Genomic DNA, 12,645 nt, shown 5'->3' on the forward strand with positions numbered 1-12,645 from the left:
TCTCGCGATGCATCTTGTTTCCGAAACTACCGGTGTCGAAAAGGTGGCTTCGCCATCGGTGCTGGAATCTCAGCACGGCTCGGTCCGGCCGCTCGCCGCCGAAGATCTCGAGCGCGTCGCCGCACTCTTCCTGACGAAGTTTCGCCGGCGGCAGCGTCACCTCCACGATCGCGCGATCACGGAGACGGCCGAGTATATGAGAAAGATCTATCTTGACCCTGCCGGCCAGTCCGATGAGAGCAGCGCTCTTGTCCAAATCAACCGGCAGGGCGATCTGGGTGGGTTCCTTGGCGTCCTGAAAGCCCGTTACGAGCTCAACGGAGTGGCATTGAATGCAGCGATCATCGGGCCGTTCATGGCCGACCCCGGCGCCGATCACGGCTCGGCAGGACCGCAATTGCTGCGTGCCTTGCATCAAGGCGAATTCGATCTGCAGCTGACCGACTCGGCCAACCGGGTATCTCTGGCCTTCGCGCGTCCGATGAAATACCAGCTCCTGCCGGTCCATTGTCTGGGATGGACCTATATCTTCCTGCCGGCCGCGATGGCCGCCGCCGCACTGCACCGCAAATGGCCCCGCCTGCCTCGCATCGCAGTCGATCCCTTCGCGAGGGCATTCGACGCTCTCGCGAAGGGAAGGTTCGGACCGCCCGTCCAGCCTTCATCGTCGCATCGGATCCATGCCGGGCCGATCAATGCCGCGCAATTTGCCGAGCGTCTGCCGACCCTCTTGTCCGATTACGCTCTTCGGCCGAGTTGGAGGGACGGCGAGTTGCCGCAGCTGCTCGCACTGGCTGCCGAGAAGCGGGCCGACGGCCCACTTCATTTCGGCGGGACTTACGACGAGACGGGCAAAATGCTCGGTTGCTATGCCTTCTACGGTCAAGCCGGCGACATGGCGAGCCTGTTGCAAATCCAGGCTTCTGGACCTCACTGGGGCGCGACGCTGGACGGCCTTGTCGCGGCCGCGCGGGATATGGGCTGCGTGGGCATTACCGGGCAGACCCAGAGCAGGTTTATGCCTCAACTCTTCGGCTATAGGAATCTCTTCTTCCGCTATGCCGGGGGAACGATGGTCCGCTCGCGAATCGCCGAGGTCACGGAAGCGGTCCGCTCCGGCGACATCGCTATCGGCGGGTTGATGGGCGACCGCTGGACCCGGCTCAGTTCCGACGACTTCGGCCGCTGATTGCCTTCGACGATTTCTTCGTCGGCTCCGCCGGCTGGCCGCCGCCCATGCGCCGCCTGAGGCGCGCTCGGCCCGGTCTTTTCATTCCAGCCGCCATGTTCTATGTCTGCGGCACGGCGCGGGGGCGCATCTTGTCAATCACAAAGGCATCCGGTACGCCCCGCTCATGACAGTTACCGTTCGTTTCGCCCCGTCACCGACCGGCCGCATCCATATAGGCAATGCGCGCACCGCTCTGTTCAACTGGCTGTTTGCCCTCAACAACAAGGGCCGCTTCATCCAGCGCTTCGACGACACCGACAGCACGCGCTCGAAGCAGGAATTCGCCGACGCCATCCTTTACGACCTGCACTGGCTGGGCATTTTCCCGGATGCCACCGAGTATCAGTCGCGGCGCTTCGAAATCTATGACGCGGCGGTCGAGCGGCTTAAGGCGGCGGGTGTCCTTTACGCCTGCTACGAAACGCCGGAAGAACTCGACCTCAGGCGCAAGGTGCGCCGCACGCGAGGCCTGCCGCCGGTCTATGGCCGCGAGGCCTTGGCGCTGACGACAGAGCAAGTGGCCGAATATCAGGCCGACGGGCGCCGCCCGCACTGGCGTTTCCTGCTGCCTAATTTCTCCAGCGATCCGCTGCAGCCGGAGCGCACCGAGATCCACTGGGACGATCTGGTGCGTGGCGAGGAGACGGTGGATCTGGCTTCGCTGTCCGATCCGGTGCTAGTGCGTGAGGACGGCACCTATCTCTACACGCTGCCCTCCGTCGTCGACGACATCGAGATGGGCGTCAGCCACGTCATCCGCGGCGACGATCATGTCACCAACACCGGCGTGCAGATCGCCCTGTTCAAGGCGCTGGGTGCCGAGCCGCCCGTCTTCGGCCACCACAATCTCCTGACCACCGTCTCGGGCGAGGGGCTGTCGAAGCGCACCGGCGCACTTTCCATCGAGAGTCTGCGCGAAGACGGCATCGAGCCGATGGCCGTCGCTTCGCTGGCCGTGCTGGTCGGCACGTCGGAGAATGTCGCGGCCGCGCACGACTTGACCGAACTCGCCGGCCATTTCGACCCAGCCGCGACCTCGAAATCGGCGTCCAAGTTCGATCCGGCCGAACTGTTCGTGCTCAACCGGGTGCTGCTGCACCGTATGCCGTTCGACGAGGCGCGGGACCGGCTCATGGTGCTGGGTATTTCCGGCGAACACGCCGAGCCGTTCTGGCTGGCGGTGCGCGGCAATCTCGACCGGCTGGCCGATGCGGTTGCCTGGTGGCGTGTCCTGCGCGAAGGGCCGCAGGAGAAGCCCCAGTTTTCCGATGACGACCGCGATTTTCTGCACCAGGCACTCGATCTCCTGCCTGAGGAGCCGTGGAACGGAACGGTCTGGAAGGATTGGACCGGCAAGATCAGGGAAGCGACCGGTCGCAAGGGCAAGGCGCTGTTCATGCCGCTCAGGCTTGCCCTTACTGGACGGCCTTCGGGGCCGGAGCTTGCAGATTTATTGCCGCTGATGGGTCGGGAAGAAACGTTGGCCCGACGACCCTGACCTTGCGCTGTTCCGGAGGCACGGCCGAAACGGGCGATGCCACCGGCTTGGCCGAAAGGCGCTTGATGGCTTCACGGTCGAGCCCGCCTTCCATATTGGCCAGGGTCTCCGGGTCTGCACCCGGATCAGGCTTCGAGGCCGGTACCGGAATAAACGGCGCCACATCCGGTTCGGGCTGTGACTGTTGCTGGCTCGGCGGGTTGCCGCCAATGATCTGGAAATTCTGCACGGCATTGCAGCCGCAGGCGGGCGGCAGCGACATGTTGGGCTGTTTGTAGAGATAGGCGGTCGGCAATTCGCCGTAGGGCCTGCCGGTGACCGATGATGTCATCGATGCCGAATCATCGTCCATGCCGCGCGAATAGAAGACCTGCATCTCGGTACCGGGGCAGGCCGATTCGCAATTCTTCTGGTCGCGCTCGAAATCGCCGGCCGAGGCGGCGTTCGACATAGGGAAGAAATAGCCGTCGCAAGTGCGGACGCAACTGGTGTGGAATTCACCGCCGCTGCTCGCAAAGTCCGGAATGCCTGGCTGATTGAGGACGCGGCCGACATCACGTTCCTCGCCGGAATCGTCAGGCTGGTCCAATGTATCGATCCGCCGGTTGTCGCCGCCGAAAAGCTGGTCAAAGAGGTTGGCATTGCCCCCGTCTTGACGATTGGCGTCGCCACGATTTGCTTCCTGCGGAGATGCGCTGCGGGGTGCCATCGCATCGTCACGGCAGTCATTGGCATCGAGCGCCGCCAGGATACGGCCCCGGTCGCGGCGTGAGCCGCCGCCGGCGAGTTGGGCACGCTTGGTCTGCAGACTGTCGAGATTGGCGCTCATACGCTCGATGGTGGCGTTCAGCCCGGCACACTGGTTGATGTTGCGCGAAAACAGCGAGAACCCGCAGCCGGCGCTGCTCGCCTGATCGCGAGCCTTCGAGATCTGTTCACGCTGCCTTTCGATCGCGGCGTCGTATTTCCGGACCAGTGCCGGACCACCACCGCCGCGCGAGGCCGCGGCGAGATCGGCCTCCAGTTGACGGCAGACCCGCGAAGCGGCCTGCGGCTCGCTGATCGTTGCGCCGGACAGCAGGAGGCCAAGCAGCACGGCAGCATGCGCCTGCTTCAAACCTCCGCTTGCCATCCGCCTCGATCCCGCTTGCCTATGGTTCACCAAGGCTAACCCGTTCGCGGTTAATCGTCCATTTCGGAAGTCACCTTGTTGCCGGCTGCCCATTCGATGGTGCCCATCAGTCGCGGCGATGGGCCGGTGGGCTCAGAACTTGTAGTTCATCCCGATCCTGACGGTGCTGAACGTGTTGTCGAAGGTCGTATTGGAGTTGGGCCCGTAGTTGATCGTCTGGTCACGCAGGTCGACATATCGATATTCGGCATTTGCCGACCAATGATCGGTGATTGCCTGCTCCAGCCCTGCGCCAATCGTCCAGCCAACCTTGGTGTTCTTTTCGGAGTAGCTGTTGGCGGGCCCATTGAGATATTGATTCTCGACACCTCCGAAAGCGAGGCCGCCGGTCCCGTAGACAAGGGTGCTGTCGAACGCATAGCCCGCCTTGGCGCGGAGCGTCCCGAACCAATCCACCTTGGTGTCGTAGACATCGCCACCGCCGACATTGACCTCGTCGGAATGCCCCTTGATATCGGCGCCCGAAATATCGGCCTCGATGCCCAGAACCGCCGAGTTGATCTGGTAATTGTAGCCGATCTGGACACCGCCCAGAAAGCCGTCGATGTCGTAATCCTGCGTGCCCCGGATCGTTGGCGTGTTTGGCAGATTGTAGGTCGCGTCGGTGCTGCCAAAACCATAGCCAAGATGCCCGCCGACATAGACGCCGGACCAGTCATGCACGGCCGGCTCTGCCCCAATGGCGTCGGCGGCGAACGCCTTTGCGCCAATCACAGTCAGCATTGCCGAAGCGAGCAATAGGGCTCTCATGACATTCTCACCGCCTAATCAGACGGCGCGACTATATCAAATTGGTCCGTCCCGAGAAATCCGCATTCGTTCAATGCCGGATTTCTCGGTTAAGAGTTGTCGGCCAGCAACATTCGATCCGGCCAACGCGGTTCCGTGGCGCGCCACCCAGGCTCAAGCGGGACTGGATCAATCGGGTCGCGAGAGCCGGTTCAGTCCAGATTGGCGATCGCCTGCGCCTTGTGCGCGGCCTCGACCACCGCCAGCGCGGTCATGTTGACGACGCCGCGCGAGGTTACCGAGGGCGTCAGTATGTGCGCCGGCTTGTCGGTTCCGAGAAGGATGGGGCCGACATGCAGGGCATCCATCATGGCCCGCAGCGCCGTCAGCGTGATGTTGGCCGAATCGAGGTTCGGGAACACCAGAAGACTGGCTTCGCCCTTCAGACGCGAATGCGGATAGACGCGCTGGCGCAGATGCTCCGACAAGGCGGAATCGGCGTGCATTTCGCCGTCGCACTGCAGTTCCGGCGCGATGCGCGCCAGGATTTCCGCAGCCTGACGCATCTTCAGCGCGCTCGGCGAATCGCGCGAGCCAAAATCCGAATGCGACAGGAGTGCCGCCTTCGGCTCGATGCCAAAGCGCTGGATTTCCTCGGCCGCCAGCACGGTCATCTCGGCGATTTCGTCGGCCGTGGGGTCGACGGAGACGTGAGTGTCGGTGAGAAATATGATGCCGCGCTGCGAGATCAGCATGGACAGGGTCGACAGGTCCCGGTCCTTGATGCCGGTGCGCGGGCCGATGATCAGCGTCACATTGCGCAGATGCCGCTCGAAACGGCCTTCGAGGCCGCAGACCATGGCGTCGGCATCGCCGCGCTTCAGCGCAAGTGCGGCGATCACCGTGTTGTCGGTGCGCACCATGGTACGCGCGGCTTCCGTCGTCACGCCGCGGCGGCCGGCGAGTTCGATCAGGAGGTCGACATAGTGGCGGTAGCGCGGATCGTCCTCCGGGTTGATCAGGCCGAAATCGACACCGGGCTTGATGCGCAGGCCGTAGCGCTTCAGCCTGACTTCGATGACATGCGGACGACCGATCAGGATCGGCTCGGCGATGCCTTCCTCAAGCACAACCTGGGCGGCACGCAGGACACGCTCGTCCTCGCCGTCGGCGTAGATGACGCGTTTGGCGCTGGAAGCCTTGGCGGAGGAGAACACCGGCTTCATCACCAGGCCGGAGCGGAAGACGAAGCGGTTGAGCTTGTCGATATAGGCGGCGAAGTCGGTGATCGGCCGTGTCGCCACGCCGGTGTCGCAGGCTGCCTTGGCCACCGCCGGCGCAATGCGCAGGATGAGGCGCGGGTCGAAAGGCGAGGGGATCAGGAATTCGGGTCCGAAGATCGGTGTCTCGCCCGAATAGGCGCGCGCGGCGACATCGGAAGGTTCTTCGCGGGCAAGGGCGGCGATGGCCCGCACCGCCGCCATCTTCATCTCCTCGTTGATGGCGCTGGCGCCGCAGTCGAGCGCACCCCTGAAGATGTAGGGGAAGCAAAGCACGTTGTTGACCTGATTGGGAAAATCGGAGCGCCCCGTGCAGATCATGGCGTCCGGACGCGCCGCGCGCGCCACTTCCGGCATGATCTCCGGATTGGGATTGGCCAGCGCCAGGATCAACGGCTTCGGTGCCATGTGTTGTAGCAGTTCCGGCTTCATCACGCCGGCGGCGGAGAGGCCGAGGAAAACATCGGCGCCCGCTATGACGTCGGCCAGCGTGCGCGCCTCGGTGTCCTTTACATAAGGGTCTTTCCAGCGGTCCATCTCGTCGACACGGCCCTTGTAGGCTACGCCGAAACGGTCGGTGACCCAGATGTTCTCGACGCGCACGCCGAGCGAAACGAGCAGATTGAGGCAGGCAAGGGCGGCAGCGCCCGCACCGGAGGTGACGACCTTGATGTCCGAAATGGTCTTGCCGGCGAATTCCAGCCCGTTGAGCACGGCGGCGGCGACGATGATGGCGGTGCCGTGCTGGTCGTCATGGAACACCGGTATGCTCATGCGAGCCTTCAGGCGTTCTTCGACTTCAAAACACTCCGGCGCCTTGATGTCCTCGAGGTTGATGCCACCAAAGGTCGGTTCCAGCGCGGCAACCGTTTCGACCATGCGCTCGATTTCCGGCGCGTCGATCTCGATGTCGAAGACGTCAATGCCGGCGAACTTCTTGAACAGGACCGCCTTGCCCTCCATCACCGGCTTGGAGGCCAGCGGCCCGATATTGCCGAGGCCGAGCACGGCCGAGCCGTTCGACACGACGCCGACTAGGTTGGCGCGCGCCGTGTAGTCGGCGGCGGTCGCCGGATTGTCGCGGATTTCGAGGCAAGGGGCGGCCACGCCGGGCGAGTAGGCGAGCGCCAGGTCGCGCTGGTTGCCGAGCGGCTTGGTCGCCTGGATCTCGAGCTTTCCCGGCGTAGGATGCTTGTGGAAGTAGAGGGCGGCTTCGTCGAGGTCCGAACGTGCCGTCTTCTTGTTCTCGCCTTCCATGCGGCCGCTCCTCGAAACCTGCTTCGGAAGTCTTTCTAGCATGAGGCCAAGGTTTTTCGCGACGCTAATTGACGCGCCGGCAGCTTTAAATGCCGGCGCGTCAAAACCCAATATTCGTCAGTTGGTTACGGCCTTTTCATGCGAGATCAGGTTGCGCTGGTTCGCAGGCGCACTGGTCAAAAGGCGCTGACATAGAGACCGCCGTCGACGGGTATGTTCTGGCCAGTCAGATAGCCGGCATGGACAGAGCACAGGAAGGCGCAGATCTGGCCGAATTCCTCCGGCGTGCCGAGCCGCTTGGCCGGTACGTCGGCACTGATGCGGGTCTTGCGCGCCGCCGCCGCCTTTGGATCCTCCGATGTGCCGGCCTCATGCGGGCCGCGCAGCCGGTCGGTGTCGAGCTTGCCCGGCAGCAGGCTGTTGATGGTCACGTTGCGCTCGATCACCGTGCGCGCCACACCGGCAAGGAACGACGTCAGTCCGGCACGCGCGCCCGATGACAGGTCGAGGCCGGGAATTGGGACATAGACCGACAGCGATGTGATGTTGACGATGCGCCCGAAACCACGCGCCGCCATGCCGTCGATGACCGCCTGCACCAGTTCGATCGGTGTCACCATGTTCTGGGTGACGCCTTCGAGGATTTTTCCACGATCGACCTCGCGGAAATCGCGAAGCGGTGGCCCGCCATTGTTGTTGACGAGGATGTCAGGTTCCGGACAGGCGGCGAGCAACGCTTTCTGTACCTCCGGCTTCGAAACGTCGCCGACGACTTCCGTCACCGTCACGCCATAGCGCTCTCGCAGCTCCGCGGCGGTTTTGGCGACCAGCTCCGCATTGCGCCCATTGATGACGATGTCGCAGCCTGCTTCGGCCAGCGCCATGGCGCAGCCACGCCCAAGCCCCTTGCTCGAAGCGCAGACGATGGCCTTCTTTCCGCGGATACCGAGATCCATGACGATTTCTCCTTTGATTTGCCCGGCAGGCTAGCGCTAGCGCTGGACCAATCGCAACCGTCATACGGTTGTTGCATGAATCGGGGCATAGGCTGCTCGAAAGCAAGGGTGAATCCGCGATGTCAGGCCAAGAGCCCCGCACTTTCCGCAGCATGTTCATTTCCGATGTGCATTTGGGCTCGAAGGCGGCGAAGGCCGACTTCCTGATCGATTTCCTGCGCTACCACGATGCCGACATCATCTATCTAGTCGGCGATATCGTTGACGGCTGGCGCCTGAGGCGCAGCTGGCACTGGCCGCAAAGCCATAACGACGTGGTGCAGAAACTGCTGCGCAAGGCCCGCAAGGGCGCCAGCATCACCTATATCGCTGGCAATCACGACGAATTCGCACGCCAGTTCCAGGGCGTGCATTTCGGCGGCATCGTCGTTGCCGACCGTGCCATCCACGAAACCGCCGATGGTCGGCGGCTGCTGGTCATACATGGCGACCAGTTCGACACCGTCGTCCACAACCAGCGTTGGCTCGCCTATCTCGGCGACCATGCCTATGACGCCGCCATGCAGGTCAACCGGGTGATCACGCGGCTGCGCCAGCTGCTCGGGCTGCCTTACTGGTCGTTTTCGTCCTGGGCCAAGGTCAAGGTCAAGAAGGCGGTGAACTTCATCGGCTCGTTCCAGACGGTTCTCAGCGAGGAAGCGCGACGCTCGCATGTGGACGGCGTCATCTGCGGGCACATCCACCATGCCGCCATCGAAAGCTATGGCGACGTGCAGTACATCAACACCGGCGACTGGGTGGAGAGCTGCACCGCCGTGGTCGAGCATTTCGACGGCCGCATGGAAATCCTGACCTGGGCGCATGTCCTGCCTGAAGCGCCTGACGAGCCCTTCATCCCGATGCTCATCGAGGACAGGGTGGTGCAGGCCGCCTGAGGCGGAAGCCGGACCTGAACGTTCTGCTGTTAATCGACTGGTCCAGCTGGTTTCACTCGCTTTTTCCTCATGTTAAGGATCGGTTTGCGCTGCTCGCCGGTCGTTGAGCGCAGCGTCATTGGATCGATTCATGCCGCTGCCGCCGCTTTCGCCCGAACAACTCGTGAAACCGAGCCGTTTTGAACTGCGCATGAGCCTGATCTTCGGCACGTTGTTCATATCGCTTGGCACCCATTTGCCCTATTTCCCGCTTTGGCTGCAGGCCAAGGGATTTCACGCCGAACAGATCGCCGTCATCCTGGCGGCGCCGATGTTCCTGCGCGTGGTGACGACGCCGCTGCTGACGACACTTGCCGATCGAGCCAGGGACCGCGCCGATGTCTATGTCGTTCTCGTCGCGGCCTCGCTGCTGCTCTCCGCGGGATACTTCCTGACACCGACCTACGCGACGGTGCTGGCGGTTTCGTTGCTGCTGACCATTGTCTGGACGCCGCAATCGCCGATCGCCGATTCGCTGGCGCTTTCGGGCGTGCGCCGCTTCGGGTCCAATTATGCGAGCATGCGCAAATGGGGGTCGATCTGCTATCTCCTGGCCAATGTCGCGGGCGGCTTCATCCTGGCGGCCAGCGGCCCTCGAGCCGTTCCGGTGATCATATTCCTTGCCCTTGGCGCGGCACTCGCCGCAGGCTTGATGGCGCCGCGCCTGGGACGGCCGCGCAAGGCCTCGCCGCTGTCGGCGGCAGAAATCCAGCACGCGGCGCCGGGCCTGTTCAACGCCTATTTCCTCTATTTCACGCTTGGCGTCGGCATCATCACCGCCAGCCATGCCTTCCTTTACGGTTTCGTCTCGATCTATTGGAAATCGATCGGCATCAGCGATTCCCTCGTCGGACTGCTATGGGCGTGGGGGGTGGTGTCCGAGGTCTGCATGTTCCTGTTTTTCAATCGCATATTCGCCTCCGTACCCGTCGTCCGGGTCATGCTCATTGCCGGCATCGGTTCGATCGTGCGTTGGATCGCCTTTCCGCTGGTGTGGCCGCTCGGCCTTGGCGTCGGCGGTTTCTTCGCCGTGCAGTCGCTGCATTCGGTGTCCGTCGCAATGGTGCTGATCGGCCTGCAGAAGATGATCGCCGAGACCGTTTCCGAAGAGCGCACGGGCGCCGCGCAAGGCATCGCCTATTTCTTCAACGGCTTTTTCATGGCTGCCGTCACGCTTGTGTCCGGTCCGCTCTACGACCGCCTTGGCGCCGATGGCTTCCTGGCGATGATCCCGATTGCGATCGTTGGCCTTATGCTGATCGGGCTGGCTGCCCGGTCAGCCCCACAGCGCGCGCTCCGGGGGTGAGACGAGCGATCCCTCGTAAACGAGGCCCGGCACACGATCCCGGGCAAGCAGCAGCGGGCCGTCGAGGTCGACGAAGTCGGCTCCTTGCGCGAGCAGTATTGCCGGCGCCATTGCCAGCGACGTGCCGACCATGCAGCCGACCATGACGCCAAAACCCAGTTCACGGGCGAGGGCGCGCAAGGTGAGCGCCGCCGTCAACCCGCCGGACTTGTCGAGCTTGATGTTGACGGCGTCGTAGAGACCGACAAGCGCTTCGAGGTTGCTTGCTTCATGAACGCTCTCGTCGGCGCAGATCGGCATCGGATGCGCGATGTGGCGCAGGATGCCGTCCCGGCCCGCCGGCAACGGCTGCTCGATCAGCGCGATGCCCTGTTCGGCGGCAGAGGCGAAGTTCGCAACAATGTTGTCGTCGGTCCAGCCTTCATTGGCATCGAGGATCAATCGGCTCTCGGGCGCGGCCTGTCTCACCGCCCGGATGCGGGCGATATCGTTGTCGCCGCCGATCTTGACCTTGAGCAGCGGCCTGCCGGCGTTGGCGCGGGCCTGCGCCGCCATCGCCTCGGGTTCGCCGAGCGAGAGCGTGTAGGCGGTCTCGAGCCGATGCAACGGGGCTGGCCAGATTGCGTCTGCAACCGGATTGCCACTGATCTTGGCTTCGAGGTCCCAGAGGGCACAGTCTATGGCGTTACGCGCTGCCCCGGCAGGCATTGCGTCGAGCAGGGTGATGCGGTCCATTCCGCCGGAGACCCGGTCGCTCATCGCCTGGATCGCGTCACGGACACCGTCCATGGTCTCGCCATAGCGCTTGTAGGGAACGCATTCGCCGCGCCCGCTATGACCACCCTGGCTGATCGTGCAGGTGATGACCTCGGCCTCGGTCTTGGAGCCGCGTGAAATGGTGAAGATCCCGGCGATCGGAAAACGCTCGGCCTCGACCGAAATGACACGCGCCATATTTTTCTGCTCCGGCTATGCGAGAAGGGTTGTCGGCAAATCGACAAGGTCGGACCCATCAGGCTAAACAGGACGCCATGTTGACCATCGGCAAACGCGACGCAAGCGGCACGACCGCCTCGGGGGCTGACCATGACCCGCGTGTGGCGGTCGGCGAGGAGGATGGCGTCCTCGGCTGCGCGTTCTCTGGTATCTGGACGACACGGACCGTGGCGCTGATCGACGCGGACATGCGCAAAATCGAGAAACGAAGCGGTTTCAAGACCTTGGCGCTCGATCTTTCGAAAATCGAAAAAATCGATACCGCCGGCGCCTGGCTGATCGATCGGCTGGTCAGCGTCTTCGAGAAGAAGAATGTCGAGGTAAGGCTGCAAGGCCAAAGCGAGATCGCTTCCATCCTGCTCGACGCGGTTAGCGAGGCCGTCCGGCGCGAACCCGAATCCGGGCCTGCGCGGCCGCCCAATATTGTCATCCGGGCGCTGGAGGCGGTTGGCCGGCGCGTCTACGAGATGCGCGACGATTTCCTCTCCTCGATGAACATATTGGGCGCCACAATCCGCGGCGCGCAGATGAAGCTCGGCCGCGGCCATGCCGTAAATCCGGCGGCGATCTTCAACCAGATCGATCGCATGGGCGTCGGCGCGATCCCCGTGGTGGTGCTGATGTCGGCGATCGTCGGCGCCATCGTCGCCCAGCAAGGCGCCTATCAGCTCAGCTATTTCGGCGCCGACATCTTCGTCGTCGACCTCGTCGGCGTGCTGATCCTGCGCGAACTCGGCGTGCTGATGACGGCAATCATGATCGCCGGCCGCTCCGGTAGCGCGATCACCGCCGAAATCGGTTCCATGAAGATGCGCGAGGAGGTCGATGCGCTCAAGGTCATCGGCCTCAACCCGATCGGCGTCCTGGTCTTTCCGCGCCTTGTGGCGCTGGTGATCGCCTTGCCGTGCCTGACGATCATCGCCAATTTCGCCGCACTCGGCGGCGGCATTGTCGCCGCTTGGCTTTATTCCGATATCCCACCCGCTGCATTCATCGACCGGTTGCGTGTCGCAATCGATCTCAGCACGATTTTCGCCGGCCTGATCAAGGCGCCGTTCATGGCCATGATCATCGGCACGATCGCCTCCGTCGAGGGCATGAAGGTCGGCGGCAGTGCCGAATCGCTCGGCCAGCACGTGACCGCTTCGGTGGTGAAATCGATCTTCGTCGTCATCATCCTCGATGGGCTTTTCGCCATGTTCTATGCAGCGATCCGGTTCTAACAA

The 12,645-nt window shown here is 63.2% G+C and carries 10 protein-coding genes; 5 read left to right on the plus strand and 5 right to left on the minus strand.

What is annotated here, in order from left to right; genetic code table 11:
- The first annotated feature begins 7 nt into the window (after positions 1 to 7).
- Complete coding sequence (locus tag C7I87_RS13615) at positions 8 to 1,189, plus strand: hypothetical protein (protein ID WP_149904709.1); 1,182 nt, start codon at positions 8 to 10, stop codon at positions 1,187 to 1,189.
- A gap of 166 nt (positions 1,190 to 1,355) precedes the next feature.
- The gene (gltX, locus tag C7I87_RS13620) at positions 1,356 to 2,729 is read left to right on the plus strand and encodes a glutamate--tRNA ligase (RefSeq protein ID WP_149904710.1); all 1,374 of its coding nucleotides are present in this window, start codon (positions 1,356 to 1,358) and stop codon (positions 2,727 to 2,729) included.
- On the opposite strand, the gene C7I87_RS13625 is transcribed toward gltX, so the two are convergent.
- From C7I87_RS13625 to C7I87_RS13640, 4 genes are all read right to left on the minus strand, one after another.
- On the minus strand, positions 2,647 to 3,861 hold the full coding sequence (locus C7I87_RS13625) for a DUF2865 domain-containing protein (protein WP_149904711.1): 1,215 nt from the start codon (positions 3,859 to 3,861) through the stop codon (positions 2,647 to 2,649). The two genes, gltX and C7I87_RS13625, sit on opposite strands and share 83 nt — an antisense overlap.
- Before the next feature lie 132 nt (positions 3,862 to 3,993).
- Positions 3,994 to 4,671, minus strand: coding sequence for an outer membrane protein (locus tag C7I87_RS13630; protein ID WP_149904712.1), 678 nt, complete (start codon positions 4,669 to 4,671; stop codon positions 3,994 to 3,996).
- 191 nt (positions 4,672 to 4,862) lie between these two features.
- Complete coding sequence (locus tag C7I87_RS13635) at positions 4,863 to 7,187, minus strand: NADP-dependent malic enzyme (RefSeq protein ID WP_149904713.1); 2,325 nt, start codon at positions 7,185 to 7,187, stop codon at positions 4,863 to 4,865.
- Positions 7,188 to 7,363: 176 nt separating this feature from the next.
- A complete protein-coding gene (locus C7I87_RS13640) occupies positions 7,364 to 8,143 on the minus strand; it encodes an SDR family oxidoreductase (RefSeq protein ID WP_149904714.1) in 780 nt (259 codons plus the stop codon).
- Between the two features lie 152 nt (positions 8,144 to 8,295).
- On the opposite strand from C7I87_RS13640, the gene C7I87_RS13645 reads away from it, so the two are divergent.
- The gene (locus tag C7I87_RS13645) at positions 8,296 to 9,078 is read left to right on the plus strand and encodes a UDP-2,3-diacylglucosamine diphosphatase (RefSeq protein WP_188393844.1); all 783 of its coding nucleotides are present in this window, start codon (positions 8,296 to 8,298) and stop codon (positions 9,076 to 9,078) included.
- A 130-nt stretch (positions 9,079 to 9,208) separates the two neighbouring features.
- Positions 9,209 to 10,423, plus strand: coding sequence for an MFS transporter (locus C7I87_RS13650; protein WP_149904715.1), 1,215 nt, complete (start codon positions 9,209 to 9,211; stop codon positions 10,421 to 10,423).
- Here C7I87_RS13650 and dgcA read toward each other — a convergent pair.
- Positions 10,394 to 11,377, minus strand: a complete 984-nt coding sequence (dgcA, locus tag C7I87_RS13655; protein WP_149904716.1) for an N-acetyl-D-Glu racemase DgcA — start codon at positions 11,375 to 11,377, stop codon at positions 10,394 to 10,396. The two genes, C7I87_RS13650 and dgcA, sit on opposite strands and share 30 nt — an antisense overlap.
- Positions 11,378 to 11,454: 77 nt before the next feature.
- Here dgcA and C7I87_RS13660 point away from each other — a divergent pair, with 77 nt between their 5' ends.
- Positions 11,455 to 12,642 (plus strand): ABC transporter permease, encoded by a 1,188-nt coding sequence (locus tag C7I87_RS13660; RefSeq protein ID WP_149904717.1) that lies wholly within the window; start codon positions 11,455 to 11,457, stop codon positions 12,640 to 12,642.
- Positions 12,643 to 12,645 lie beyond the last annotated feature (3 nt).

This window comes from Mesorhizobium sp. SARCC-RB16n (genome assembly GCF_008520305.1).
Classification (GTDB): Bacteria; Pseudomonadota; Alphaproteobacteria; order Rhizobiales; family Rhizobiaceae; genus Mesorhizobium.

Bases quoted from the DNA above. Each gene is read 5' to 3' on its own strand.
- C7I87_RS13615 (WP_149904709.1), top strand. From the start codon at position 8: ATGCATCTTGTTTCCGAAACTACCGGTGTCGAAAAGGTGGCTTCGCCA.
- gltX (WP_149904710.1), top strand. From the start codon at position 1,356: ATGACAGTTACCGTTCGTTTCGCCCCGTCACCGACCGGCCGCATCCAT.
- C7I87_RS13625 (WP_149904711.1), bottom strand. From the start codon at position 3,861: ATGGCAAGCGGAGGTTTGAAGCAGGCGCATGCTGCCGTGCTGCTTGGC.
- C7I87_RS13630 (WP_149904712.1), bottom strand. From the start codon at position 4,671: ATGAGAGCCCTATTGCTCGCTTCGGCAATGCTGACTGTGATTGGCGCA.
- C7I87_RS13635 (WP_149904713.1), bottom strand. From the start codon at position 7,187: ATGGAAGGCGAGAACAAGAAGACGGCACGTTCGGACCTCGACGAAGCC.
- C7I87_RS13640 (WP_149904714.1), bottom strand. From the start codon at position 8,143: ATGGATCTCGGTATCCGCGGAAAGAAGGCCATCGTCTGCGCTTCGAGC.
- C7I87_RS13645 (WP_188393844.1), top strand. From the start codon at position 8,296: ATGTTCATTTCCGATGTGCATTTGGGCTCGAAGGCGGCGAAGGCCGAC.
- C7I87_RS13650 (WP_149904715.1), top strand. From the start codon at position 9,209: ATGCCGCTGCCGCCGCTTTCGCCCGAACAACTCGTGAAACCGAGCCGT.
- dgcA (WP_149904716.1), bottom strand. From the start codon at position 11,377: ATGGCGCGTGTCATTTCGGTCGAGGCCGAGCGTTTTCCGATCGCCGGG.
- C7I87_RS13660 (WP_149904717.1), top strand. From the start codon at position 11,455: ATGTTGACCATCGGCAAACGCGACGCAAGCGGCACGACCGCCTCGGGG.